General features: G+C 38.9%; 22 protein-coding genes and 1 pseudogene. 8 read left to right on the forward strand and 15 right to left on the reverse strand.

The genetic code is table 11. From position 1 onward, the window contains the following. Positions 1 to 182: 182 nt before the first annotated feature. Entirely contained in the window at positions 183 to 1,763 is a 1,581-nt protein-coding gene (locus H6G25_RS18340; protein WP_190393734.1) for a phospholipase D-like domain-containing protein, read from the reverse strand. 367 nt (positions 1,764 to 2,130) lie between these two features. Here H6G25_RS18340 and H6G25_RS18345 point away from each other — a divergent pair, with 367 nt between their 5' ends. From H6G25_RS18345 to H6G25_RS18360, 4 genes and pseudogenes are all read left to right on the forward strand, one after another. Continuing rightward, positions 2,131 to 2,547 (forward strand): element excision factor XisH family protein, encoded by a 417-nt coding sequence (locus H6G25_RS18345; RefSeq protein WP_168539227.1) that lies wholly within the window; start codon positions 2,131 to 2,133, stop codon positions 2,545 to 2,547. Next, complete coding sequence (locus H6G25_RS18350) at positions 2,535 to 2,870, forward strand: XisI protein (RefSeq protein ID WP_190393735.1); 336 nt, start codon at positions 2,535 to 2,537, stop codon at positions 2,868 to 2,870. Before H6G25_RS18345 ends, H6G25_RS18350 begins: the two co-directional genes overlap by 13 nt. Positions 2,871 to 2,994: 124 nt before the next feature. Next, entirely contained in the window at positions 2,995 to 3,276 is a 282-nt protein-coding gene (locus tag H6G25_RS18355) for a hypothetical protein (protein ID WP_242035020.1), read from the forward strand. Positions 3,277 to 3,338: 62 nt separating this feature from the next. Further along, positions 3,339 to 3,419, forward strand: a pseudogene (locus H6G25_RS18360) (element excision factor XisH family protein); the annotation flags it as partial. Positions 3,420 to 3,646: 227 nt separating this feature from the next. Here H6G25_RS18360 and H6G25_RS18365 read toward each other — a convergent pair. The 5 genes from H6G25_RS18365 to psaA form a co-directional block, all read right to left on the reverse strand. Continuing rightward, positions 3,647 to 4,009, reverse strand: a complete 363-nt coding sequence (locus H6G25_RS18365; RefSeq protein WP_190393736.1) for an aspartyl protease — start codon at positions 4,007 to 4,009, stop codon at positions 3,647 to 3,649. Continuing rightward, entirely contained in the window at positions 4,006 to 4,323 is a 318-nt protein-coding gene (locus H6G25_RS18370; RefSeq protein ID WP_190393737.1) for a hypothetical protein, read from the reverse strand. Before H6G25_RS18370 ends, H6G25_RS18365 begins: the two co-directional genes overlap by 4 nt. 409 nt (positions 4,324 to 4,732) lie before the next feature. Further along, on the reverse strand, positions 4,733 to 5,173 hold the full coding sequence (locus H6G25_RS18375) for a transposase (protein ID WP_190393738.1): 441 nt from the start codon (positions 5,171 to 5,173) through the stop codon (positions 4,733 to 4,735). A 376-nt stretch (positions 5,174 to 5,549) separates the two neighbouring features. Continuing rightward, on the reverse strand, positions 5,550 to 7,781 hold the full coding sequence (psaB, locus tag H6G25_RS18380; protein WP_190393739.1) for a photosystem I core protein PsaB: 2,232 nt from the start codon (positions 7,779 to 7,781) through the stop codon (positions 5,550 to 5,552). A 120-nt stretch (positions 7,782 to 7,901) separates the two neighbouring features. Then, complete coding sequence (gene psaA / locus H6G25_RS18385) at positions 7,902 to 10,160, reverse strand: photosystem I core protein PsaA (RefSeq protein WP_190393740.1); 2,259 nt, start codon at positions 10,158 to 10,160, stop codon at positions 7,902 to 7,904. 529 nt (positions 10,161 to 10,689) lie between these two features. On the opposite strand from psaA, the gene H6G25_RS18390 reads away from it, so the two are divergent. Continuing rightward, positions 10,690 to 12,069 carry a hypothetical protein gene (locus H6G25_RS18390; protein ID WP_190393741.1) on the forward strand — a complete coding sequence of 460 codons (1,380 nt, stop codon included), beginning with the start codon at positions 10,690 to 10,692 and terminating at the stop codon, positions 12,067 to 12,069. Here the strand turns inward: H6G25_RS18390 and H6G25_RS18395 are convergent, their stop codons facing one another. From H6G25_RS18395 to H6G25_RS18405, 3 genes are all read right to left on the reverse strand, one after another. Then, the gene (locus tag H6G25_RS18395; RefSeq protein WP_190393742.1) at positions 12,070 to 12,984 is read right to left on the reverse strand and encodes a glutaminase; all 915 of its coding nucleotides are present in this window, start codon (positions 12,982 to 12,984) and stop codon (positions 12,070 to 12,072) included. Positions 12,985 to 13,088: 104 nt separating this feature from the next. Then, positions 13,089 to 14,780, reverse strand: a complete 1,692-nt coding sequence (gene ilvD / locus H6G25_RS18400; RefSeq protein ID WP_190393743.1) for a dihydroxy-acid dehydratase — start codon at positions 14,778 to 14,780, stop codon at positions 13,089 to 13,091. A 134-nt stretch (positions 14,781 to 14,914) separates the two neighbouring features. Then, the gene (locus H6G25_RS18405) at positions 14,915 to 15,685 is read right to left on the reverse strand and encodes a pentapeptide repeat-containing protein (RefSeq protein WP_190393744.1); all 771 of its coding nucleotides are present in this window, start codon (positions 15,683 to 15,685) and stop codon (positions 14,915 to 14,917) included. A 149-nt stretch (positions 15,686 to 15,834) separates the two neighbouring features. On the opposite strand from H6G25_RS18405, the gene H6G25_RS18410 reads away from it, so the two are divergent. After that, positions 15,835 to 16,578: a DsbA family protein gene (locus H6G25_RS18410; protein ID WP_190393745.1), complete on the forward strand. Its 744-nt coding sequence runs from the start codon at positions 15,835 to 15,837 to the stop codon at positions 16,576 to 16,578. A 488-nt stretch (positions 16,579 to 17,066) separates the two neighbouring features. On the opposite strand, the gene H6G25_RS18415 is transcribed toward H6G25_RS18410, so the two are convergent. The 5 genes from H6G25_RS18415 to carA form a co-directional block, all read right to left on the reverse strand. Then, positions 17,067 to 17,369 carry a DUF1816 domain-containing protein gene (locus H6G25_RS18415; protein WP_190393746.1) on the reverse strand — a complete coding sequence of 101 codons (303 nt, stop codon included), beginning with the start codon at positions 17,367 to 17,369 and terminating at the stop codon, positions 17,067 to 17,069. A gap of 158 nt (positions 17,370 to 17,527) precedes the next feature. Beyond that, complete coding sequence (gene rlmB, locus H6G25_RS21375) at positions 17,528 to 18,400, reverse strand: 23S rRNA (guanosine(2251)-2'-O)-methyltransferase RlmB (RefSeq protein ID WP_190393753.1); 873 nt, start codon at positions 18,398 to 18,400, stop codon at positions 17,528 to 17,530. 580 nt (positions 18,401 to 18,980) lie between these two features. Beyond that, positions 18,981 to 19,460, reverse strand: coding sequence for a ribonuclease III domain-containing protein (locus tag H6G25_RS18425; protein WP_028083670.1), 480 nt, complete (start codon positions 19,458 to 19,460; stop codon positions 18,981 to 18,983). Between the two features lie 740 nt (positions 19,461 to 20,200). After that, positions 20,201 to 20,545: an anti-sigma factor antagonist gene (locus H6G25_RS18430; protein WP_190393747.1), complete on the reverse strand. Its 345-nt coding sequence runs from the start codon at positions 20,543 to 20,545 to the stop codon at positions 20,201 to 20,203. Positions 20,546 to 20,800: 255 nt separating this feature from the next. Continuing rightward, positions 20,801 to 21,946, reverse strand: coding sequence for a glutamine-hydrolyzing carbamoyl-phosphate synthase small subunit (carA, locus tag H6G25_RS18435; RefSeq protein WP_190393748.1), 1,146 nt, complete (start codon positions 21,944 to 21,946; stop codon positions 20,801 to 20,803). 132 nt (positions 21,947 to 22,078) lie between these two features. Between carA and H6G25_RS18440 the strand changes: the two genes are divergently transcribed. Continuing rightward, the gene (locus H6G25_RS18440) at positions 22,079 to 23,107 is read left to right on the forward strand and encodes a retropepsin-like aspartic protease (RefSeq protein ID WP_242035021.1); all 1,029 of its coding nucleotides are present in this window, start codon (positions 22,079 to 22,081) and stop codon (positions 23,105 to 23,107) included. 7 nt (positions 23,108 to 23,114) lie between these two features. Here H6G25_RS18440 and trpD read toward each other — a convergent pair whose 3' ends face one another. After that, complete coding sequence (gene trpD / locus H6G25_RS18445; protein WP_190393749.1) at positions 23,115 to 24,161, reverse strand: anthranilate phosphoribosyltransferase; 1,047 nt, start codon at positions 24,159 to 24,161, stop codon at positions 23,115 to 23,117. A gap of 202 nt (positions 24,162 to 24,363) precedes the next feature. Between trpD and H6G25_RS18450 the strand changes: the two genes are divergently transcribed. Continuing rightward, positions 24,364 to 26,145 (forward strand): M61 family metallopeptidase, encoded by a 1,782-nt coding sequence (locus tag H6G25_RS18450; RefSeq protein WP_190393750.1) that lies wholly within the window; start codon positions 24,364 to 24,366, stop codon positions 26,143 to 26,145. Positions 26,146 to 26,263 lie beyond the last annotated feature (118 nt).

The following is a 26,263-nucleotide window of genomic DNA, read 5'->3' on the forward strand; positions in this document are numbered from 1 at the left end:
ATCATGGTGTAATCATAATGCACAGTAAATTTCTACAAGAACTATTGGTAAAATCGCAGATATATCAAACCTTGACCGAGTTAAACTAGAAAATATTTTGGGAATGAAAACAGGTTATTTACTTCGTTATAGTGATAGAACGTTCAGAGATATTGTTATTGAAACAACAAATTCTAGGAGAGCTATTGTTTTTTGAAAGTTCTCAATTTATTTATTGCTATACTCTTTTCTTTACTACTTTCAGAGGTTTTGTAAATTAGAGTGTCTACTGTGCCGTCTTCATGAGATTTATCAAGACGTATAAAAACACCATCTAACCTTTCGTATTTAATTTCTTCGTTATTATTGATTATTTCAAAAGCAATAAAAATATCACCTGGTTGAAGATGGTTATTTCCTGTATTTTTTGGAGTGGGAGTTTGATTATTTTGTTGTAATTCATCATATAATTCTCCTAGCCTATTTCCTTTTAATTTTTCTTTGACTTCAGATATTTCTTTATCAAATTCTATTTGCTTACTTTCATTTTTCAAGTTGGCAAAAGTTCTTCCTAAACCTATATGTCTATTAGGAGAGTAATAAAAATCTTGAATGCGGTTATGAATTTCCTTAATTAAATCGAATTTAATTTTATTGACTGATACATTAATTTTTTCATAGTCACAGATAAAAACGTTTAATAAATTATCATCTGCAAAGAAAGCTGTTACTCTTTCTTGCCATTTTTTAGTAGCGAATAAATTATCTGTACTAAACTCAATAAAATTTTCTCTCATTTTACGGTCTACGTATTCGTTAAATTCTCTAGTATATTGAGCTATTTTTTCGGAATCACCAATTTCCTGTAAAAGTGGTTTCAAAATTTTTTTACTTTCTTCTACTTCTTCCTCAATTAGTTTACTAATCTCAGACGGTAGCCATTGACCTAACAAAGTATCAATACTGTATTGCGCCCAGATATCACGAGGAATAGGCTTTGGACAAATTTTAAAAACTGAGTGTATATTTATTGGTTCATCAGTTATTGATTCCTGTTTTTTTAGTTTAAATATTTCTAACTTCTTCCTAGTTTCTTCGTTATTGGTCAGTTCGTATAATCTTTTCTTCTCTTCCGAAGACAATTCAAGTCTAATTTTTAAATTAATTGTAGGATGCCATTGATGATAAAAAGTGCCTTTTGCAATAATCTGATATTTTCTTAGTTCAGCTTCTTTTTGTGGTGATAATGAATAATTATTTTGCAACTGAACAAAAATGTTCATGAACTCTTCAAGCGAATTACTATCATAAACAATTTTTCCAAGTTCAATATTTGAATTCAAACCTGATTCAGTTAAATTTCCAGAAGTGATAATAGCAAAACCTTCAGGTTGATTTTCAACATTGGTATCTAAAGAACTAATCATTGCGTATCCTTTAGCATGAAAAAGTTTATTTTGATAATCAATAGGTGTCAATGTAATTTGGCTGGAAGGTATTTGTGTATTTGCACTAATTTCTTTGATATAATCATCCTTATTCTGAACTTTTTTGACCCATTCTTTACTATCAATTAATATATGCACTCCTGATAATTTATTACCTTTATTACCTAGTATTTTTTTGAGTTCAGCTATTAAATTTTTAAATGTTTTGGGATTGAAGTAGCAAGTAATAGCATAGAATATCCAACTATTATTATCTTGCGTGTTAAGTGATTTAACTTTTTGTGTTATAAAACTTAGTAACGAAGTGGAATTTGGTTCATTAAATAAGGTAAGCATAATCTCTCAGTAGGTATTAATTTGTTTTAGTTCGTAAGATTGCAAAAAAATAATGATAGTTATGTAGGTTGGGTTGAGAAACAAAACCCAACATCTTTATAATTTAAGTGCGTTGTGCTTCGCTTAACCCAACCTACGAAAATAAAAGATTGAAACTATTATACCTTACATCAATTAAAATTGCTAGTATTTCCACCCATCAAACAGGAGATTATTTTATAGAAACAATGAATTATCCTGAATTAGTGAAAACAGTATTAACAAAACACACAGAAAATTATTTAACCAAAGTAACAGAACTACAATTAATATTTTATTGTAAATACCCAAATTAATATACGATATATTGCAGTATAAATTTATCCCTATGCCAGCCAAAGACATTTACCATAATACCGTTAGAAATGCCCTAGAAAAAGATAATTGGCAAATCACCAAAGATCCATTTGTTCTCAAATGGGGTATAAGAGATTTATATATAGACTTAGGTGCAGAAAAACTCATAGCAGCCGAAAAAACTGGACAGAAAATAGCAGTCGAAATTAAAAGCTTTATAGGTGCTTCTCCAGTTACCGACCTAGAAAACGCTTTAGGGCAATATATCTTATATTACGACATTCTCACACGCTTAGAACCTGAACGCCGCTTATATCTCGCTATTCGTCAAGAAACCTACTCAGAACTATTTCAAGAACCAGTTGGTAAAATATTATTAGAAAATCAACGCCTTTGTTTACTTGTCTTCGACTCCAAACAAGAGATTATACTGCAATGGATACCTTAAATAATTATCGCCAAATCATTCAAAAAATCTTAACCGAATATTCTCAACTTCCCTACGCTTACGGTGAACTAGAAAGACAACTAATCATAGACCAAACCGCCAATCATTACCTACTACTAACATTAGGCTGGGAAAATAATCAACGAGTGCATGGTTGCTTAGTTCATATTGACATAATCAACGATAAAATCTGGATTCAAAGAGACGGAACAGAATACGGTATAGCCAACGAACTTGTTAACGCTGGTATTCCTAAAAATCAAATAGTTTTAGCCTTCCAACCAGCCGATATCAGACAATATACAGAATTTGCAATTAGTTAGTTTAAAACTTTAGTTGAAGCCTTTGGTTTTTCGTTGCAGCTTAACCCAACCTAAGAATTATCACTAGATAAAGAATAATGAAAGTAGGATAGAATTTAAGGTAAAAAAATGATAAAATAAAGTAATGTCGAAAAATCGCAAATTACTAGAGAAAGTAAAATTAAAAATGGAAAGTTTAAGACTGCGATCGCGCATTGGTAAAGATGGACTATTAAAAATTCATTTACCACAGGCTAAAGAAGGAACTGAATTTGATATTATTGTTATTTATGAAATAGCTGTACCAAAAGAAGAAACAGCAACAGAACAAACCATGAAAGTGAGTGATTTTTATGGTTGTATCCAAGATGAAACATTTATTAGACATCCACAATTAGAACAACCTGAAAGAGAAGCATTCTCATGATTTACTTATACAATTACAAGACTGGGAAGTAACATAATTAAACATCATCACTTTAATTTTATATGTCCGCGAAAGATTTTTTTCACAATGCAGTTAGGTTAGCTTTAGAAAAATATGGTTGGTTAATTACTGATGATCCTTTATTGTTTCTTTGTTGCAAACTTACTTTTATGTCAAGTTGAAAATTTTTTTCATGTTGATTTTCCATTTAGCTGTTATTTATGTCGGAAATAGCAGGTAAACCCATTCCCGAAGCAAGATATAAACCTGTAATTTATCAAATAGCTTCATAACTTTATAGTTTACTGGTTTTGCAGAGGGTTAAATTTTTTGTATTCTTCCTTTGCGTCTTTGCGTGAGATAAAACTCTTCAACCCAAAGTTAAAATATCCTCTGGAAAATCCACCACCAAACGCAAAAATTTCAACCACTCAGAACCCAATAAAACTTCATTAATTCCTTTACCCACATTCACAGGAATTTGATACTGCTTTCCGTCTAATATCACTTGACCTAAATAAATCTGAAATTTTGATTCACCTTTAGCAGTCCGTAACATTTCCTCACCACTATACACCCATTCTAATCCATCTAAATCTTGTGTATTAATAGCCATGAAACCTGCAAAGCCCGTATCAAATAGGGCATCTATAGGAAGATTTAAGCCATCATTAGTAACTAATTCAATCTCAAAAAATAATTGCCCATTATCTCCAAAATAACCATCTATCATATTGTGCCAGTTGTCCCCGTTTCATTCAAACCAAAAACGAAATGTCTAGCTTGAGGATATTTTTCCAACATTCTTTTATGAGATTGCATCCTATCCTGATCAATTAAATATTCTCCACTATCTGGTTCTATAGCAATATACCAACCATAGTTACTTTCAATATATTCAGGACGGACACGCTCAAAAATTGCTCGACAACGTTGATAAAATATTTCATCTTCCGCTTCTCGTCTAGCTAATTCTTCTGGTGATATAGTTAATTCAGGAAAAATTCTTCCTCTTCTTACCACTTTTTTTGATGTTATGTGATTCATACTATTAACTTAAACTCTAGTTATTAGAGTAACTTAAATTGTGCTTAATTGCAACTTTTATCATTATTTAAACATAAATTTTAACTTAATTTTCCCTTTTTAGTTTCATCATTAAACCCACATTCCGCACCCCAAACTGTCAAAGAGGTAAATTACGTAGAGAAAAATTAAAGAGAGCATCAAAACAAACATATCTGGTGTTGATGATAGTCCTGCTTCTACAGGATTTTGTCTGATATATCCCACCTTCCGCACCCTAAACTGTCACACAACGAAAAATGGTCATTTGGGGATTTGAGATTGGCGAACTGCTTGCAGCAGCGCTTCGCTATCGCTACCTAAACTTTAGACCATTTTGTATTAAAATTATCCTCAAAGGTCTTCAGAAATCCGATAGCGGAGCGTGGCGTTAGCCATAATTACCGATTGTGACACTGGGGGGTGCGGAATGTGGGATATATTGCCAATATGCTTGAAAATCCTGCTCATTTCTAACAATTCTGTCATATCGCTCATCTTGCCACACAGTGCCTATATGTTTCATCACCTTGGCCATCTGTTTAGCACTATAACCTTTGATACTACTCATAATGCTACTAAGAGACCAATACTCATTTTCTGATTTAAGTAAAGGCTGCATCAGTAAATGTACATGATCTATCATCACCACAAAGACAAATATCTTATATCTTTGATTATTAAAAAATAAACAACTATTCAAAACTATTTCCCTAGCTTCTGGGTTAAGTTCTAACTTTTCCCAAGTATTAAAAGTAATAAAATAACTTGCCCCATCTAACTCCCAATGAGGTAACATCCTATGGTAAATTTTTAACCTTGCTTCTTCCATAACAGAAAAATATTTTCTAGGTTTATTGTAGGATAGGCATCTTGCCTGCCCTATCTTTATATTTCCCATCCTCTAAACAGAAAATTACATTCTTTTTATTTTTTGTAGTTTATATACATCTCTTATAGTTTACACCTCTTGTGGGGTTCTTATAGTTTATACCTCTTGTGGAGTTCTTATAGTTTATACCTCTTGTGGAGTTCTTATAGTTTACACCTCTTGTGGAGTTCTTATAGTTTACACCTCTTGTGGGGTGGGCATCCTGCCCGCCCATTAAAAAAATCCTCTTGTGGGGTGGGCATCTTGCCCGCCCATTAAAAAAAATCCCCCACCTTGAGGCAGGGGATTTTTAATTACCTACAACCAGTAGTTAAGATCAACCGAACTTACCAGCAGTAGAAGCAATGAGGAACGCTGCATAGGTAACGATGTAGCCAACAGTGAAGTGAGCTAAACCAACCACACGAGCTTGAACAATGGAGAGAGCAACGGGCTTGTCCTTCCAGCGAACCAAGTTAGCTAAAGGAGTACGTTCGTGCGCCCAAACCAAAGTTTCAATTAACTCTTGCCAGTAACCTCTCCAAGAGATGAGGAACATGAAACCAGTAGCCCAGATGAGGTGTCCAAAAAGGAACATCCAAGCCCAAACAGACAAGTTATTCATGCCGTAAGGGTTGTAACCGTTAATCAACTGAGCAGAGTTAGCCCAGAGGTAATCACGGAACCAGCCCATGAGGTAGGTAGAGTTTTCGTTGAACTGAGCAACGTTACCTTGCCAAATCCCTAGATGTTTCCAGTGCCAGTAGAAAGTTACCCAACCAATGGTGTTCAACATCCAGAACATAGACAGGTAGAAAGAGTCCCATGCGGAGATATCGCAAGTACCGCCACGGCCTGGACCGTCGCAGGGGAACGCATAACCGAAGTCCTTTTTATCGGGCATCAGTTTAGAACCACGGGCATCCAAAGCACCCTTAACGAGTACCAAGGTGGTGGTGTGGATAGCCAAAGCGAAAGCGTGGTGAACCAAGAAGTCGCCAGGGCCAATGGTCAGGAACAAGGAATTTGTGCCTGAGTTGATGGCATCTAACCAGCCAGACAACCAAACGTTACCAGCATTGGGGTAAGCGGTGTAAGCAATACTGTCGGGGTTAGACAACAGTACATTCAAGCCATACAAAGCTTTACCTTGGGCAGCTTGGATGAATTGAGCAAATACTGGCTCAATCAAGATTTGTTTTTCAGGAGTACCGAAGGCCACAACTACGTCGTTGTGAACGTATAAGCCCAAGGTGTGGAAGCCTAAGAAGAGAGATACCCAGCTAAGGTGGGAGATGATCGCTTCTTTGTGCTGTAACATCCGGTCAAGAACGTTACCTTTGTTTTGTTCGGGGTCGTAGTCACGAACCCAGAAGATTGCTGCGTGAGCAAAAGCACCAACCATCAAGAAACCAGCGATGTACTGGTGGTGGGTGTACAGCGCTGCTTGTGTTGTGTAGTCCTTAGCGATGAAGGCATAAGGAGGCAGAGCGTACATATGCTGCGCTACCAAGGAACAAATAGTTCCCAAAGATGCCAAAGCTAATGACAACTGGAAGTGCAGGGAATTGTTGATGGTGTCGTAAAGACCTTGGTGGGGCAGGTTGAACTGACCTTCGCTCTTGCTACCGGGAACTAAACCAGATTTGGAGTTCAGCATTTCTTTGATGCTGTGACCAATTCCGAAGTTAGTCCGGTACATATGACCAGCAATGATGAACAAAACTGCGATCGCCAAGTGGTGGTGAGCCATGTCAGTCAACCACAAGGATTCTGTTTGGGGGTGGAAACCGCCCAAGAAGGTGAGAATCGCAGTCCCAGCACCGGTGGAAGTACCAAATAAATGGCCAGCGGTGTCAGGGTTTTGAGCGTAAACGCCCCAGTTACCTGTGAAGAAAGGAGTTAAACCTGCTGGATGGGGAGCTACATTCAGGAAGTTATCCCAACCCACGTGAATACCACGGGATTCAGGAATAGCAACGTGAACCAAGTGACCAGTCCAAGCTAAGGAGCTAACACCGAACAAACCAGCGAGGTGGTGGTTCAGACGGGGTTCAGCGCTCTTGAACCAAGAGAGGCTAGGACGGAACTTGGGTTGTAAATGTAACCAACCAGCAAATAGGAACAATGCTGCCAACAGGAGCAAACCAACGGAACCAGTGTATAGTTCTGTGTTTGTCCGCATCCCGATGGTGTACCACCAGTGGTAAACACCGGAGTAAGCGATGTTTACGGGGTTGCTTGCACCCGCTTGGGTGAAAGCTTCAATTGCTGCTTCACCGAAGTGAGGATCCCAAATTGCATGGGCAATGGGACGGACGTGCAGGGGATCTTTAATCCACTGTTCAAAGTTACCTTGCCAGGCCACGTGGAACAGGAGGCTCGATGCCCACAGGAAGATGATTGCCAAGTGACCGAAGTGCGTAGCGAAAATCTTTTGGTAAAGATTCTCTTCCGTCATGCCATCGTGGCTTTCAAAGTCGTTGCCTGTAGCGATCGCATACCAAATCCGACGCGTAGTCGGGTCCTGTGCGAGATCCTGGCTAAATTTTGGAAATTTTGTTGCCATAGGTGTGATCTGTCCTCTGACCTTTAGCCATCAAGTGTCAGCAAAATTTTAGATTCTAGATTTTGGATTTTGGATTGAATCTAAAATCTTAGAATCCAAAACCCAAAATTCTACTGATTTTTATCCTACTGAAAGGATGTGTGCGTGGAAGAATGCCCAAGTGGTGGCGATTCCTCCTAATAGGTAGTGAGCCACACCTACAGCCCGACCTTGAGTGATGCTCAGTGCGCGAGGCTGAATTGTTGGGGCTACTTTCAGTTTATTGTGCGCCCAAACGATGGACTCAATTAATTCTTGCCAGTAGCCACGACCGCTGAACAAGAACATTAAGCTGAACGCCCAAACAAAGTGAGCGCCTAAGAACATTAGCCCGTAAGCGGACAATTCTGTTCCGTAGGAGTTAATTACTTGTGTAGCTTGCGCCCACAGGAAGTCACGTAACCAACCATTGATGGTGATAGCGCTTTCTGCAAAGTTGCCACCAGTAATGTGGTTTACTGTGCCATCTGGGTCTACTGTTCCCCAGACATCAGATTGCATCTTCCAGCTAAAGTGGAAAATTACAATTGATAGGGAGTTATACATCCAGAACAGTCCCAGGAAGATATGATCCCAACCGGAAACTTGGCAAGTACCGCCACGACCTGGACCATCGCAAGGGAATCGGAAGCCTAAATTAGCCTTGTCTGGAATCAGACGAGAACTGCGGGCGTACAATACACCTTTAAGCAAGATGAGAACAGTAACGTGAATGGTGAATGCGTGGATGTGGTGAACCATGAAGTCCGCTGTACCCAATGTAATGGGCATCATAGCGATCTTATCGCCGATAGCTACAATTCCACCACCAAAAGCATGACTAACTACTTGGAGAGCGTTAGGTGCTGTGTTACCAGGAGCTAATGTGTGCAGGTTTTGCACCCACTGAGCAAATACTGGCTGTAATTGAATTGCGCTGTCGGAGAACATATCTTGGGGACGACCCAAAGCACGCATGGTGTCATTGTGAATGTACAAACCAAAGCTGTGGAAGCCTAAGAAAATACAAACCCAGTTAAGGTGAGAAATGATAGCGTCACGGTGACGAATCACGCGATCTAATACGTTGTTTTGGTTAACAACAGGATCGTAATCCCGCACCATGAAGATGGCTGCGTGAGCCGCACCACCAACAATCAAGAAACCACCGATCCAAATATGGTGAGTGAAGATACACAATTGTGTTGCGTAGTCCGTCGCCAAGTAAGGATAGGGAGGCATCGCGTACATATGATGGGCGATGATGATTGTCAATGAACCCAAGAAAGCTAGGTTAGTAGCCAATTGAGCGTGCCAAGAGGTGGTGAGGTTTTCGTAAAGACCTTTGTGACCTTCGCCAGTGAAAGGACCTTTATGAGCTTCTAGAATATCTTTGATGCTATGACCGATACCCCAGTTGGTACGGTACATATGACCAGCAACGATGAACAGTACAGCGATCGCTAGGTGGTGATGAGAAATATCAGTCATCCACAAGCCGCCTGTAACTGGGTTTAAACCACCCTTAAATGTGAGGATATCAGCATAAGCTCCCCAATTTAAGGTGAAGAAAGGTGTTAAACCACTAGCGAAACCAGGGTAAAGTTCTGCCATTTTTGCTGTATCAAACAGCAACTCATGAGGCAGAGGGATGTCCTTAGCTGCTACACCTGCATCTAACAGTTTGTTGATTGGTGCAGATACATGGATTAAGTGACCAGCCCATCCCAAAGAACCGCAGCCTAGCAACACTGATAAGTGATGGTTCAGCATTGACTCCACATTCTGGAACCATTCCAGTTTAGGAGCGCGTTTGTGGTAATGAAACCAGCCAGCAAATAAGAACAAGCCTGCTAATACCAAGCCGCCAATTGCAGTTACATATAGCTGGTAGGAGCTAGTGATACCCCAGCCACGCCATACTTGGAACAAGCCGGAGGTGGTTTGAATGCCGCGGAAACCGCCGCCCATATCACCGTTTAAAATGTCTTGTCCAACAATAGACCAAACTGTCTGAGCGCTGGGCTTGACTCCTAATGGATCAGCCAGCCAAGCTTCGTAGTTAGAGAACTTAGCGCCATGGAATAACATTCCGCTCAACCAGATTGCTACTACAGCCAAATGGCCGAAGTGAGCGGCGAATATCTTGCGGGAGATGTCTTCTAAATCGCTTGTATGTGTATCAAAATCATGGGCGAGGGCGTGGAGGTCCCAAATCCAGGTTGTGGTTTTTGGTCCTCTGCTTAAGGATCTGTCAAAATGCCCTGGCTTTGCCCATTTTTCAAATGAGGTAGGAACCGGGTCATTGTCAACGATCACTCTTGCCTTTTTTTCCTCTCGCTCCGGAGGACTAATCGTCATTCGACCTCCTCTCTATAAGGAATGGGGAATCATGAATACCACCTAGAATAACACAGTCGCTGTTTTCAGATTGCTCTGGTCTGGCGATGCGGTTGTCGTGTGGAAAAGAAAAGTTGTTTCTGTTGAATTATAGAGTCTGAACTTGCACATTGTTATACACCTGTTAACAATAATTAAAAATAGCCAAATTTATGGTCTCATCTACTTTACAAATTCATATATTGTCCAAATGTCAATAGATTCTTCATTTAATTTACAAATAACAACGATTTGTAAAAATTATGATTTATACTTAAAGCAGCTTAAAACCTTGCTATTCAAGGACTTTTGAACAAATTTGGCAGTCTAAAAGCAAATTCTTGTCCGGAAATTCAGTCAAAAAAATTACTTATTTGCCATTGTAATCAGAAAAAAGTCAGTAAATTTATAACTCCGGCCATAGATTTATGTTTTTATTCCATAGTCCATGAGTCATAATTTGCGTCACAATGATTGCGTTAATTGTTAAAAACTATTACAGGATCAAAACATGAACACTGGGTGGAGAAAATCTTTTCAGCAACTTTTGTCAAAGAGACTCCCAATTATTAAATGGGTTGTCGCGTTAGTTCTAGTTGTGAGTTTAAGCAGTTGCGCTGAAGCAGCAAGCAGCAAAGAACCATCTATTCAGCCCCAAGTTAAAGCACCACCAGCTTCAGAAATTTCGGGGACGTTTTCGGAAACTGCACCACCAGATGTTATTCAAGCATTGCGTCCTAGTCTAGAAGGTTATCAACCCCAAGTTAGTATTCTCAGTCCCCAAATAGATGAAGTTCTTCAGGAAAATACCGTTAACGTGCGTTTGCAGGTTAAGGACTTACCAATATTTAAAGACCCTCAATGGCAACTTGGACCCCATTTGCACCTAATTTTAGATAACGAACCTTATATAGCCGTTTACGACTTAAATCAATCGGTAGTATTACCAAATTTATCTCCAGGTACTCATACTCTCCGCGTTTTTGCTTCTCGTCCGTGGCATGAAAGTTTTAAAAATGAAGGTGCGTATGCTCAAACCACATTTCATATTTTGACGAGAACTGAGGAAAATAATCCTGATGCTAAATTACCTTTACTTACCTACAGCCGTCCTAATGGTAATTATGGTGCAGAACCAATTATGTTGGATTTCTACTTAACTAATGCACCGTTGCACAGTGTCGCGGAAACTAATCCTGATGATATGATGAGCAACTGGCGTATTCGTAGCACAGTTAACGGTGAAAGTTTTATTCTTGATCGTTGGCAACCAATTTATCTTAAAGGCTTTAAACCTGGCAAAAATTGGGTAAAACTAGAATTTCTCGATAATCAAGGACAACCTGTAAAAAATGCCTTTAACACCACTGTCAGATTAATTAACTATCAACCCAATGGTCAAGATACTCTTTCAAAAATTGTTAGAGGAGAATTGACAGCAGATGAAGTCCGTGGCATTGTAGACCAGAATTATACAGTTAAAACTCCAGTTACTCAACCTAGTTCTACAGAAACACCAGCACCAAAAACAGAACAACAATCAATTCCCGAAGTTAAACCTGCTGACGTTACAGAAACACCAGCACCAAAAACAGAACAACAATCAATTCCCGAAGTCAAACCTGCTGACGTTACAGAAACACCAGCACCAAAAACAGAACAACAATCAATTCCCGAAGTCAAACCTGCTGACGTTACAGAAACACCAGCACCAAAAACAGAACAACAATCAATTCCCGAAGTTAAACCTGCTGACGTTACAGAAACACCAGCACCAAAAACAGAACAACAGTCAGAGGTAAAAGAATCACTAGAATCAAATCCAAAGCAAGTAGATACAGATTCAGTTCCTCAAACAATGGGAAATATCAAATCTCAACTTAAAGAGTAATTAATAAAAAATACTCAATTGTAAATTTTGAGATAAAATTTCCATTAGTGCTAAACCAGCTACAGAATTACCAGCATGATCTAAAGCAGGACTGTAGCTGGCTATTGCTCCCTGATTTGGTACTATAGTTACAAGTCCACCACTAATACCTGATTTCATGGGTAAACCAATTTTGATACTATATTCTGCGGAAGCTTCATATAAACCACAAGTTAACATGACTGCATTCACAATTTGACGATTTTGATTATTGATCAAACCGCTTTCACAGGCTAGTATTTTTCCCAGTTTCGCTAAATCTTGTACTGTTCCAGATATACAGCATATTTGTTCATAAACTTCAAGAGCAAATTTAATATTATTGACATTTCCAGCTTCATAGAGACAATTAGTAATATCTATATTTATAGGAGAACGATTAGCACGAACTGAAGTAAGAACATATAAATCTATATATAGATTAGTACCTGCTAACTTATTTAACCATGTACAAAACAATTGTGTAGATTCATGGCTATCTTTTCCTGGAAACTTATCAGCGAGAGTAATAGCACCACTATTGATCATTGAATTACGAGGATGTCCATTATCTGCTATTAATTCCGCTAAAGAATTGAAAGGTGCAGTCGAGGGTTGAATACCAACCCATTGTAAAATCCGTTTTGTAGTGAATTTTTCCAATAAATAGAGTAGAGAAAACGGTTTAATTGCACTCATAAATGGAAATATACAATCTGTATTTCCTAAACTGTAATTTTCATCTGATTTACAAATTATATTAACAGCAAACCAGTCAGGATTAGCCATAGCTAATTGGGGAATGCGTTCAATAACTTTTCCTTGTGCTGCTTGGGTTTTTGCTTGTTCCACCCAAATAGATAAATCATGTATATTGATGTTTTTTATTCCTATCAAAACCTTAGTCCTCAAATCAAGATAAAAAATATAAAATATCCTAATACAAAATACAAATCCCGGACTTATTCAATAAATCCGGGATGTGATATAATCAGTTCTTACTAATTAGTAAATAAATTCAAATCTGTCACAGCGCCCACACTACTAGAAGATACCAGTTTGGCATATTTTCCTAATACCCCTTTAGTATATCGGGGTGGAAGTGGTTGCCAATTTGCACGACGAGTAGCTAATTCTTGATCTGATACATTAAGTTGTAACAACCGGGCATGAGCATCAATAGTAATGCTATCACCTTCTGCCACTAAGGCTATATTACCACCTACAGCCGCTTCTGGGGCAACATGACCGACCACCATACCGTAAGTACCACCAGAAAAACGCCCGTCGGTAATTAATCCTACAGAGTCTCCTAAACCGGCACCAATAATAGCAGAGGTAGGGGCCAGCATTTCTCTCATACCAGGTCCGCCCTTTGGTCCTTCGTAACGGATAATAATCACATCCCCTGCTTTGATTTTCCCTGCTAAAATCGCATCTAAACAGGACTCTTCTGACTCAAATACTCTTGCTGGTCCGGTAATGACAGGCTTTTTAACTCCAGTAATTTTTGCTACTGCTCCTTCCGTAGCCAAATTTCCCTTGAGGATAGCTAAGTGTCCTTGAGCATACATGGGATTATTCCAGGGACGAATTACATCTTGGTCTGTCCGTGGTTCTGCGGGGATATCCGCTAAAACTTCGGCCACTGTTTGCCCGGAAATCGTCATACAGTCACCATGGAGTAAGTCATGTGCCAATAGCATTTTCATGACTTGGGGAATACCGCCGGCTTTGTGTAAATCTGTAGCTACATATCTACCGCTAGGTTTTAAATCACACAAAACGGGAACACGGCCGCGAATGGTTTCAAAGTCGTCTATTGTTAGTTCTACACCAGCAGCGCGGGCAATGGCCAGAAAATGTAAAACTGCATTAGTAGAACCACCTACCGCCATAATGACAGAAATGGCATTTTCAATAGATTTACGGGTGATGATTGTCCGAGGTAATATTTGTTTGCGAATGGCTTCAACCAGGACAATGGCCGATTTTTCCGTACTGTCGGCTTTTTCTGGGTCTTCTGCGGCCATGGTAGAGGAATAGGGTAAACTCATGCCCATTGCTTCAAATGCTGAAGACATGGTATTGGCTGTAAACATTCCTCCACAAGACCCTGCACCGGGACAGGCACTACGTTCAACAGCTAACAGTTCATTTTCGTCAATTTTTCCCGCACTGTACTGTCCAACGGCTTCAAAGGAACTAACAACAGTTAAGTCTTTACCGTCATAATGTCCGGGTTTGATTGTGCCACCGTAAACAAAGATGGCAGGAATATTCATTCTGGCCATGGCTAACATTGCCCCTGGCATATTTTTATCACAACCACCAATGGCCAATACACCATCCATACTTTGCCCTGTACAGGCTGTTTCAATGGAGTCAGCGATAACTTCCCGTGATACTAGGGAGTATTTCATCCCTTCTGTTCCCATGGAAATACCATCACTAATAGTAATTGTACCGAAAATTTGCGGCATTGCTCCGGCATTTTTTACAGCGGTTTCTGCCCTTTGTGCCAGTTGGTTAATCCCCATGTTACAAGGGGTAATGGTACTGTATCCATTGGCAATACCGACAATGGCTTTGTCAAAATCTCCGTCTTGAAAACCAACAGCCCTCAACATGGCTCGATTTGGCGATCGCTGTACCCCCTGTGTGATAGCTTTACTCTTAAAATTGTCTGGCATCTATTTTTTTCCTTGTTTAGGATTATTGTTTAGTTGTGAGTATCCTACTAAATTTAATCAGATTTCTAGGGTAATTAACCGCAGATGAACGCAGATGAACGCAGATAGAAAATGATGATTGAATGAATTTTAGATTAGAAGGGTAGAAACTGTAATAAGACTGAACCTAAACTCCCCACAAAATCCATAAAGCTGGGTTTACCCACATTGACTTTTTCTGTGTAGGGCGTTTTTAATTCTATAATGAAAGCTTGCGCTGTTTTCAGTCCTTCAGTATTTTTGACTTCTGCAAATAATTCTGCTGCTTTTTGGGCATCTTCTAAAGCCCTTTTTCTGTCTAAACCTTGATAACTAGCGACACCACGGGCTAAATATGCTCCAGCATAATCTGGTTTGAGAGCGATCGCTTGGCTAAAATAATCAATAGCTGATTTAAGATTACCTTTTTCTGCATCTGCTAAACCCCAGGCGTAAAAATCTTCTGCTTTTGCAATTTGCGAAGGTATCCCTACCGCACCTTGAAAGTTTGTCCCTGTTATATTAGCACCTTTCAACTCAGCATTCATTAACAAGGTGTTTCTTAAATCAGCACCAGTTAAGTTTGCACCACTGAGTTTAGCTTCGCTTAAATTCACACCAAATAAATTTGCTCCGCTTAAATTTGCCCCTCGTAAATCCGCACCAGTCAAGTTAGCACGACTCAGATTCGCACCAGCAAGATTAGCACCGCTTAAATTTGCTCCGGCTAAGTCAGCCATGACTAAACCAGCATTGGTGAGAAGACATCTTGGACATTCTTTACTTGCTAATAACTGTCTTATATCTTCATAATTTGCAGCTTCAACTGTACTGACTAGGCTGGCCGTAAATAAAAATACAGATACGGCCAAAATTCTACTGTTCATGATTTATTTTTGTATTCACCCCAGTTTTAATTTTAAAATATGTTTTAAATATAAATTTTCATAAAAGGCATAATTCCCTAAAATTGGGATAATTGCCGTTTTCTCCGTTAGTTGATAAAATTACATTGCTAATTCTATAATATTGACAAATGTTCAAAATTTTTACTAATTTCCGAAATTTAGTAATTTTCAGCTTTATCTGCCTAATTTTAAGCTGGTCACTCCCCGTTCAAGCTGATACTAAAATAGATCCCCAACTTGAACAACAAGTTCTAGAAATTATTCGCAAAAACCCAGAAATAATTATTGAATCTGTGGAAGCATATCAGCAGCAGCAACAACAGAAACTACAACAATCACGACAAGAATTTATCAATAATTTGCAAACAAATCCCAAAACTACAATTGGTGATTCTCCTACAATTGGTGCGACTCAATCAAAAACTGTATTGATAGAATTCTCTGATTTTGAATGTCCTTATTGTGCAGAAGCACATAAAAAGCTAAAAGATTTATTAGCAAAATATCCTAATAAATTCACATTAGTTTATAAACATTTTCCCCTTTATCAAATTCATGAACAAGCATTACCAGCAGCTACAGCAGCTTGGGCAGCATTTCAACAAGGTAAGTTCTGGGAATATCATGATGCCTTGTTTACAAATCAAAAACAATTGGGTGAGACTTTATATTTAGATACAGCTAAAAAGCTAAAATTAAATCTCACAAAATTTGCTAGTGACCGCAAATTAGCCATTAAACCTATCCAAAATGACCTATTATTAGCACAAAAATTAGGACTGGGGGGAACACCTTCTTTTATTATTACCAGTGAGAATTTTTCTGGACCTGTGAAGTTAACAGAAGTTGAAGAAATATTGGGGGGTAAATAATCATATTTGATGAATTGGTAATACTTTATACCAACTTTATTGCCATTGTCAACAAATCTGCATCTTTAGCTAGAGGTTGCACTTATTGATTATCTGTTCTAATTACCATAAGTGTAAGGAGTAGTCTTATGAGAAGTGAAAAGTTATACTTATCACTTCTCAATTCCTAAATCTTTGTTAGGCAATCTTTTCAGGCTTCACTTTCTCTAAATTTTTAATTCCTAAATTTGCCTTAGTATCTGCGGAACATGGGTTGTAATATACGAATATTTCCTTAATTTTATTTTATATTGTTTTTAACAATACTTATGTTATCAAAAATTTTCAGTTTTAATACTTAATCATTTAACCATTATTAAGCATAATTCTTGAAAAGGCTCATAATACATTATGAAGTGCGGAATATGGGTTAGAATTAAAGTCCGGATTAGACGCAGTTCGTTCCCAGGATTAGCCCGGGAACTGTGACAGCCCAATTGCTTGTTAGACTATAATTGACCGCTAAAGACAGGCTTTACTTTACGGTCAATCCATTCCCCCAAATCTTCAGCAATTGTCAACACACTAGGTTTACAGCGTTCTACATTGACTATAATTCCCTGCGCCCCTTCAATTTCCAGGTCTTCTATATAGCCAAGACTGGCTTTATTTGCTTCCACAGAACTGAAAAATGGACCGAAGTAGTATGTACATTTGGGATTTTGTGTGATAATTTTCACCCACCAAGCAAGTCCCAGGACATTTAATGTATTAATCAACCCTTCTTGAAGGTTACTCCAAATTGTTTTCATGGTTTCCGCTGAATGATAAAGGTGTGACTGAGTGTGTGAGAATAGGTTAAATTTATTATCTTTTACATTTCTTTATAGTTGCTGATTTCGTGGATATTTGTCCACTAAATCAGCTTTGTCCAATTTTACCCCGACTGGTTTAACTACAAACCCTTTGATTATTCTTTTGTCAAAGCAATTGTTTGTAGTTTATCAAAGTACAGCGTATTTTGCGATTTTTGACGATAAATTTCGTAAAGTGCCATACCAGTTGCCACGGAAGCATTGAGGCTAGGAGTCTTACCCTGTAAGGGAATAGATACCAAAACATCACAAGAACGTTGTGTTAACATTCCCAGACCTTCACCCTCACCACCCACAACTAAAACCACCGGACCACTAAATTTAACGCTTTGCAATGGTTCGCTACCTGTAACAGCAGTGCCGTAAATCCAAAAACCTTCTTCTTTTAACTGTTCTAAAGCCCGACCGAGATTAACAACTCTAGCTACAGGAAAGGTTTCTAATGCTCCCGCTGCCACTTTCACCACCGTTGAAGTAATTCCTGCCGCTCTTCTTTGGGGAATCACCAAACCATGAGCGCCAATAGCTTCTGCTGTGCGAATAATTGCCCCTAAGTTGTGGGGATCAGTAATACCATCGGCAACAACAATTACAGGATCAGTAATAGATTTAGCCTTAGTAATCAGATCCTCTAATTCAGTATAGGAATAAGGAGAAATTTGAGCGGCTATTCCTTGGTGATTAGCCCGACCAGTAATTTGGTCTAACCGCATGGGTTCAACTTCATCAATAACTGCGCCATTATCCTTAGCTTGCAAAATCAAATGATGAAATCTGGGATCATAACGGAGGCGGGTAGTAATCCACAGCTTGTTAATACTACGTTCATTTTCCAAAGCAGTTAAAACTGGGTGACGACCGTAAATGAGATCACTTTCTTCCGTGGGTGTAATTTCTGAAGACGGCTGAGAAGATGGGTAAGAGGGACGGTATCTAGCATTGAAGGGTTTACCTTCAGCTAATGTGATTTCTGAAGACTGCTCAGAACCATAGCCAGAGGTGCGAGGTTTAGGAGTATAAGGCTTGTCTTCTCTATTTAATCTAATTTCTGGGGATTTATCAGCACCATAGCGAGAGGTGCGAGGTTTAGGAGTATAAGGCTTGTCTTCTCTATTTAATCTAATTTCTGGGGATTTATCAGCACCATAGCGAGAGGTGCGAGGTTTAGGAGTATAAGGCTTGTCTTCTCTATTTAATCTAACTTCTGGGGATTTATCAGCACCATAACGAGATATGCGGAGTTTAGGAACATCAGACTTATCTTCTCTATTTAATCTAACTTCTGGGGATTTATCAGCACCATAACGAGAGGTGCGAGGTTTACTTTCACTTTTGCCTTGATTACGGACAGAGTGAGGAACAACGCGCTTACCCTTGATTTTTACGGGTTGCCCACGCTTAGATTGGTTCGCGGAATTATTTTTTTTGGGTTGACTTGCCATAGCAGTATTTCAGTATTGAGGTTTGATTTAAATCAGTGAACAGCCCGATGACATTCATTTAATGAACCATTACAAATCAGTAATAATTGCCAGATGCAGCTTCTGACTATTTTTCCAGAGGGAGTTTTTGTAAAAGTTCGGTTAAACGGGGGTAATCAGTAAGATATAAATAGCCAACTAGGGTTTCTAGACTAGTTGCCTGTTGATAAATTTCGGGATTGAGTCGTTTATGACGACAATGGGCAGAGTTACGACCTCTGCGGACAATTTCTAATTCGTTACTCCTCAAGTAAGGAGTTAACATTCGCAAATGTATCGCTTGTGTTTCTGCTCTTACCTGATCCACTACGGAACGATGGTAGTTTTCCAGTCGTTGTTGTGGCCACAGAAAAAACATTCTAACATATAATTCATAAATTGCGTCCCCCAAATAAGCTAAAGCGGAAGGAGATATCTGTTTTATTTGATCTGGGGATATTTGCTGAGGCAGTTGGGTCGCATTTACCAACCATGGGTTAATGTCTGATGAATCCTGCGCGGTAGTTTCATCTTCTTCATGTTGGGCTGTTTCCTCCTTCGACTTCACAGATTAATCATTCCTTAAAAAAGCACTACATCGGGAGATAATTTTTGCCAACATTACTCTGATGGCAAAAGCAATGTTCGCATACTGAGCATATTATAAATTAGTAACGATAACCAAAATTTACTGGTATTGTTTTCTCGACCTATCAACTAAGTTGGTGGACTGTCATAGTGTAGCGTCACGTAAACCAGATGATTTAAGTTTATTCACAGTTAGTATTTTCGACTAGGATAGTGTTGCTATCAAAATTTCAGAATTTCTATTATATTAGAATATGTTTCCTTTAAGTCGGAAATTCCAGGTTTATGGAGATTGGTTTGAGGAACAAAATCTGATCAACTTCTGCCAATGTTGGGTTTCACTCCGTTCTACCCAACTCAAAAAATTACAGGGGTTTCCGCTCTTATGAGGTACATCTTAAGCCCCCTCCTCGCACCCCCCTCAATCCCCCCGCAGCGGGGGGAAGAAAAGGATAAACTTTTGATATTGGAGGGGGTTGGGGTTCTTGTACCTCATAACATCGGGAAGTGCTGTATTTCATACGACAAATCCGAAGATGGAAAAGTACCTGCCAATGTTGGGTTTCACTCCGTTCTACCCAACCTACAATTTTTTGAAAATTTCACATTAAATTAAGTGTTTTTACTTGATTACTAGACTAAGAGATAGATTTTTGCTCTATAAAAATTAAGCTATCCTTTGACATCGGATAGCCTAACCTAGATTTTCTACTCAAACAATTAAGATGCCTTGAGATTTTCTAAGGCCGCCTCAACTGACACTTGTAGGGAAAGGAACTTTTCTAAACGAACAAGCTTAACGGTTTGGGTGACGCGGGCATTAGTGACAATTTGTAAAGTGCCATTGGCAGTTTGAGCTTGCTTTGCCAGCTGTACAAGCGCACCCAATCCAGAACTATCCACAAAGTCTATTTGTGAAAGATCCAAAATTATGTGTTTTGGACCTTCATCAATTTTACTACCGAGTGTCTTCCGAAATGTTGGCTCAGAGAAAGCGTCTAATAAGCCTGTGAGGCGGAATAGCTGACAGTTATCCCGGAGTTCGCGTGTACCTCTCAGGCTCACGGTTAGATTTAGTGGTTCAGCTATAATTTCCTCCTCATGCTTTTTACTAAAAGTAAACGTTCTAGTATAGATGGTTTGTGGGCAATTTGTCCATGACTAAAAATTCGAGATTTGAGATTTGAGATTTGAGATTGTTTTGGGTTTAGGTTTTAGCACTGCTGGCTGGCATAAATCCCAGCTGTCAATGCGTAACTCCTGGCCTTTGTGGTTTAATCCGGGGGTTCAATCTCAAATCGGCAACCCAAAATCTAAAATTTATTGACGTGCTGCTTGCATTTCTAGCACAAACTGTTCAAACAGGTAATCAGCATCATGGGGTCCAGGACTGGCCTCTGGATGATACTGAACAGAAAACACAGGTAGAGATTTGTGTCGCACTCCTGCCACAGTTAAATCGTTGAGGTTTAAATGGCTGACTTCAACGGTTGTAGTTGGTAGGGAGTCTGGGTCAAGGGCAAAACTGTGATTTTGGCTGGTAATTTCTACTCGCTTTTGCAGTCCCGCCGGTTGATTTAAACCCCGATGTCCAAATTTTAGTTTAAAGGTTTCTGCTCCGAGCGCGTGACCTAAAATTTGGTGTCCCATACAAATGCCAAACATGGGTTTTTGGCTGTCTAGTAAGGCTCTGGTGGTGTTGATACCTTCTGTGACTGCGGCAGGGTCTCCAGGTCCGTTGGAGAGAAAAATACCATCTGGATTGTATTTGAGAATTTCTTCTGGTTGTGTATCGGCAGGAACAACTATAATACGACAACCATAACTGGCTAAACGCCGCAAGATATTCCGCTTGATTCCAAAGTCTAAGGCCACAACGGTGTAGGTTTCCCTAATTTTAGCTACGGCTTCGGGGTTAAATTCCCAAGGGGCTGTTGTGGTTTCTTGCCATTCATAAACGGCTTTTGTAGTTACTTTTTTGACTAAGTTTAAACCTGTCATGTTGGGAGCAGCTTGTACCATTTCTAACAATTCTGTTTCATCGAGAATTGCTGTGGAAATACCACCATTCATCGCTCCACACATCCGAATTTTCCGGGTTAGTGACCGGGTATCTATGCCATAAATGCCTGGTATTTGGTGCTTTTGCAGGTATTTTGGTAGGGATTGGGTGGAACGCCAGTTACTCGGTTTGTGACAAATATTCCGGGCGATCGCTCCCTGAACATGAGGTTTATTAGACTCTTCATCTTCGGAATTAATACCAGTATTACCTAATTCAGGATAAGTAAAAATAACGATTTGTCCACAGTAACTAGGATCGGTTAACACTTCTTGATATCCGGTCATACCAGTGTTAAATACGATTTCTCCAATGGCGGTCCCCGTAGCACCGAAGGACCAACCGCGATAAGTAGAGCCGTCTGCTAAGACCAGTAAAGCCGGAATTGTTTCAGATAGAGGCATAGATAATTGGATAATGGGTAAAAGTTTTTTTGAATTTTGAATTGATTTCTTTTCCAGTCTCTCACTGCGACTGTTTATTATCCCATGAGTTCGGGGTTTTAGATTTTCAGTCAGAATTAATTAAAAATTGCAATGATTAAACGGCCAAGCATTTTTAATTTGGTGGCGGGGTTAAACTTGGTAAGAGCAGCCAGGGCGGTTAAAATATCCATTATGCTTAAATACTCTTTGTCTCGTCTAGCCCTCATTCCTTGTTCGGTTAGTTTAGCATTTCTAACTGCTGCTTGTAATCAAGATCAGCAGAAAATAACCACGGATGAATCTAAGCCATCTTTGGCTACTGGGAGTTTGGCCGCAATTCATTCTCCTAGTCAGTTTAAACAACCGTTAGTCAGTCCAACATCAAACCCACTAGAATCTTCTCCAGCTCAATTAAGCACTTTGGAAATGGCTCTCGATAAAGCTGCTGGTGCTAAAAGTATCAGTCAATCTGCTGTATCTGTGGATGATTGGAATTTGGTAATCAGTCTGTTTCAAGATGCGATCGCTCTCATGAAAAAGATTAAGCGTGATAGTAGCAATTTCACTTTTGCTCAAAGTCAAATTGTTGAGTATCGTCGTGAAATTGCTTATGCTCGTCAACAAGCTAAACCAACAAATTTAACATCATCCGTTACCCAGCCACAACCGCTGATAATTGATGTTCCCAAACCACAAACTACTATCAAAAGCTCAAAACCATTTTTATCTTCTACCACCGTTCCATTAGCAATGCTCCCTAGCAAAAATGAGGTATTTATTGTCCCAATTAAGCGGCGAATGGGTGGTACACCAATTATTGAAGTTACTTTCAATGGTACACAGCGATTTGAAATGATTGTAGATACAGGTGCAAGTGGGACTGTAATTACTGAAAATATAGCAGCAGCTTTAGGTGTAGTACCAACAGGGAAAGCTAAAGCCAATACTGCTAGTGCTAAAGCTGTGGAATTTCCCATTGGCTACCTTGATTCCATGGAAGTCGGGGGAATGACAGTAAATAAAGTTCCAGTAGCGATCGCTGGTACGGAATTAGAAACTGGACTTTTAGGACATGATTTCTTCGGTAATTATGATGTAACCATAAAACGTAATGTTGTGGAATTTCGTCCCCAAACTTAGTAATAGGCTAATCACCCAGAAATTTAACTAACTGTTCCAACTTTGTCCAGGGACTACCGCTTTGTAAAATTTCTTTAGCTAGAGTCACTCCCTGAGTATGATTTAACCAGGGAACAACCCCGGCTACTTGCAATGCTAGGGCGGCATTTAACGCTACTATATCCTGTTGTTGTGATGTACCTTTTCCCTGCAAAACTTCTTTGAGAATCACAGCATTTTCTTTTACATTACCACCCTTAACAGCGGTAATGTCAGCAGTTTTGACATTTACCTCCTGGGGATTAAGAGTAGTTAAGGATACTTGACTATCCTTCAAGATTGCCAAATCAGTAATATCACCCAAACCAGCCTCGTCTAATTTTTCTCTACCATGTAAAACAATAGCCGTTTGTGTCCCCAGGAGATGCAAAGCTTCAGCCATAGTAGCTATCAGTTTCGGATCAAACACACCAATCACCTGGCCAGTAGGATTCAGGGGATTTACTAAAGGACCTAGTAAATTAAATACAGTTCTTACCTTGAGATTTCGCCGTAAAGGGGCAACTGCTTTCAGTGCTGGGTGCCACCCCGGTGCAAATAAAAAGGTAATTCCCACCTCTTCGACTGCTGCTTGGACTTTTTCACTGGTAGCAGTCAAATTAACTCCCAATGCTTCTAAAACATCAGCGCTTCCCGTGAGACTAGAAGCAGAACGACTACCATGTTTAGCGACCCGTACACCAGCAGCAGCGACCACAAAAGCCACAGCGGTGGAAATATTAAATGTAGAAGCACCGTCACCACCAGTACCACAAGTATCAATTAATGGCAGAAATTGGGTATGGTCGCTTTTGTTTATAGTTACGGAAGACAGAGATTTTAAGACTTCTGCCATGCCTGTTAATTCTTCAGCACAAACACTTTTAAAATTTAAAGCCATTAAAATCGCTCCGGATAATTCTGGGGGAATAGCTTCCTTTATCCACCCTTGCATTAATTCCGCTGCTTGGGTGCGGGATAATGATTGACCTTCCAATAATTGTTTGAGTAAGTTAGACCAAATAGTGAAATCCATTGTTCGGGTTTTTAATGATGTTAGATGTAATTCTACCGAAAAATGGCTTTTTGTTTCGCGCGGAGGTGCGGAGAAAGAAGGCAAAGATGAGGTTTAAGTAATAAGTTTAAATTTTGGTAATTTTTGTTTATAATTGCTCATGCTATTATATTGTAATTGCCAGATCATGATATTTACCCATTTATCAAAACTCACAAACAAGATGACTAAACCAACTGCACCACTTTTAAATAATCAACTTCCAGAAATAGCTCCCCAAATTCATTATTTAGTGGCAATGTCTCAACCAGAAACCCATCTGTTTGAAGTGACATTACACATTGTTAATTATACCTCAGAAATTCTTGATTTAAAAATGCCAGTGTGGACACCTGGATCATATTTGGTGCGGGAATATGCAAGAAATTTACAAGATTTTACCGCTTTTGCGAATACTGAACATTTACCTTGGCGAAAAGTTAGTAAAAATCATTGGCAAGTAGAAAAAGCTGATATTTCTCAGGTAACTTTATCTTATCGTATTTTTGCTAATGAACTATCAGTAAGAACAAATCATTTAGATGCCAATCACGGTTATTTTAATGGTGCAGCGCTGTTTTTTAGAATCCCTAATTGGGAGAATTTACCTTTAAAAATAACTGTGATTCCCCCTCACCCCCAATGGCAAATAACCACTGCTTTACCAACTGTTTCAGAGACAAAAAATACTTTTTTAGCCGCAGATTTTGATACTTTAGTTGATAGTCCTTTTGAAATTGGTTGTCATCAATTACATAAATTTGAGGTTTTGAATAAACCCCATGAGTTAGCAATTTGGGGAAAAGGTAATTTTCAACCACAAAAAATGATTAATGATTTCCAAAAAATCATTGAAATAGAAGCGCAAATATTTGATGGTTTACCTTATGATAGATATGTGTTTTTACTGCATTTATTTCAACAAGCTTTTGGTGGTTTAGAACATAAAAACTCTTGTTCTTTAATTTATCAAAGATTTGGATTTCGGACTCCAGATAAATATGAGCCATTTTTACAATTAGTTGCCCATGAATTTTTTCATTTATGGAATGTGAAAAGAATTCGTCCCCAAGGTTTAGAGATATTCGATTATGATCAGGAAAACTATACACCATCTTTATGGTTTTGTGAGGGAACAACCAGTTATTATGATTTAATTATTCCTTTACGGGCAGGTATTTATAATACCCAGGCATATTTGAATTATTTGAGTAAGGAAATTACCAGATATTTGATGACTCCCGGACGCAAAGTACAACCTTTATCTGAGTCAAGTTTTGACGCTTGGATTAAACTTTATCGTCCAGATGCTAATAGTGGTAATTCCCAAATCTCCTATTATTTAAAAGGGGAAATGGTATCACTTTTGTTAGATCTATTAATTCGCGTTCATCATGAAAATAAACGTTCTTTAGATGATGTCATGCGGCAAATGTGGCAGCAATTTGGCCAGGCAGAAATTGGTTATACTCCCGAACAATTAGAGGAGGTAATTGAATCTGTAGCGGATATGGATTTAGGAGATTTCTTTAAACGTTATCTCCATGGACTCGAAGATTTACCATTTAATCAATATTTGCAACATTTTGGTTTACAATTAGTAGAAGAAAAGAACGAAGAACCTTATTTAGGTGTGAGGATAAATAGCGAAAATGGTCGAGAAATAATTAAATTTGTGGAAGCAGATTCACCAGCACAAAAAGCAGGAATTGATGCAGGAGATGAATTATTAGCTATTGATGGAATTAAGGTAGGAAATCAGTTAAATGCACGATTGAAGGATTATCAAGCAAATGATTTGATCCAAGTTACTGTTTTCCATCAAGATGAATTGCGAACTTATTCTATCACCCTAGCAGCAGCAATTCCCGGTAAATATCAACTTAAATCTGTGGAAAATCCCTCTTCTAGAGAAATGGAGAACTTTGTCGGTTGGTTAGGTGTACCGCTGTCAACTATTCAGTAATATAGCACTTCCCGATGTTATGAGGTACAAGAACCCCACCCCCAACCCCCTCCAATATCAAAAGTTTATCCTTTTCTTCCCCCCGCAGCGGGGGGATTGAGGGGGGTGCGAGGAGGGG

It is taken from the genome of Dolichospermum sp. FACHB-1091, assembly GCF_014697585.1.
Taxonomy (GTDB): Bacteria; Cyanobacteriota; Cyanobacteriia; order Cyanobacteriales; family Nostocaceae; genus Dolichospermum.

Excerpts from the sequence above, each read along its gene's own strand:
- H6G25_RS18340 (WP_190393734.1), bottom strand. The coding sequence starts at position 1,763 with ATGCTTACCTTATTTAATGAACCAAATTCCACTTCGTTACTAAGTTTT.
- H6G25_RS18345 (WP_168539227.1), top strand. The coding sequence starts at position 2,131 with ATGCCAGCCAAAGACATTTACCATAATACCGTTAGAAATGCCCTAGAA.
- H6G25_RS18350 (WP_190393735.1), top strand. The coding sequence starts at position 2,535 with ATGGATACCTTAAATAATTATCGCCAAATCATTCAAAAAATCTTAACC.
- H6G25_RS18355 (WP_242035020.1), top strand. The coding sequence starts at position 2,995 with ATGTCGAAAAATCGCAAATTACTAGAGAAAGTAAAATTAAAAATGGAA.
- H6G25_RS18365 (WP_190393736.1), bottom strand. The coding sequence starts at position 4,009 with ATGATAGATGGTTATTTTGGAGATAATGGGCAATTATTTTTTGAGATT.
- H6G25_RS18370 (WP_190393737.1), bottom strand. The coding sequence starts at position 4,323 with ATGAATCACATAACATCAAAAAAAGTGGTAAGAAGAGGAAGAATTTTT.
- H6G25_RS18375 (WP_190393738.1), bottom strand. The coding sequence starts at position 5,173 with ATGGAAGAAGCAAGGTTAAAAATTTACCATAGGATGTTACCTCATTGG.
- psaB (WP_190393739.1), bottom strand. The coding sequence starts at position 7,781 with ATGGCAACAAAATTTCCAAAATTTAGCCAGGATCTCGCACAGGACCCG.
- psaA (WP_190393740.1), bottom strand. The coding sequence starts at position 10,160 with ATGACGATTAGTCCTCCGGAGCGAGAGGAAAAAAAGGCAAGAGTGATC.
- H6G25_RS18390 (WP_190393741.1), top strand. The coding sequence starts at position 10,690 with ATGAACACTGGGTGGAGAAAATCTTTTCAGCAACTTTTGTCAAAGAGA.
- ilvD (WP_190393743.1), bottom strand. The coding sequence starts at position 14,780 with ATGCCAGACAATTTTAAGAGTAAAGCTATCACACAGGGGGTACAGCGA.
- H6G25_RS18405 (WP_190393744.1), bottom strand. The coding sequence starts at position 15,685 with ATGAACAGTAGAATTTTGGCCGTATCTGTATTTTTATTTACGGCCAGC.
- H6G25_RS18410 (WP_190393745.1), top strand. The coding sequence starts at position 15,835 with ATGTTCAAAATTTTTACTAATTTCCGAAATTTAGTAATTTTCAGCTTT.
- H6G25_RS18415 (WP_190393746.1), bottom strand. The coding sequence starts at position 17,369 with ATGAAAACAATTTGGAGTAACCTTCAAGAAGGGTTGATTAATACATTA.
- carA (WP_190393748.1), bottom strand. The coding sequence starts at position 21,946 with ATGCCTCTATCTGAAACAATTCCGGCTTTACTGGTCTTAGCAGACGGC.
- H6G25_RS18440 (WP_242035021.1), top strand. The coding sequence starts at position 22,079 with ATGATTAAACGGCCAAGCATTTTTAATTTGGTGGCGGGGTTAAACTTG.
- trpD (WP_190393749.1), bottom strand. The coding sequence starts at position 24,161 with ATGGATTTCACTATTTGGTCTAACTTACTCAAACAATTATTGGAAGGT.
- H6G25_RS18450 (WP_190393750.1), top strand. The coding sequence starts at position 24,364 with ATGACTAAACCAACTGCACCACTTTTAAATAATCAACTTCCAGAAATA.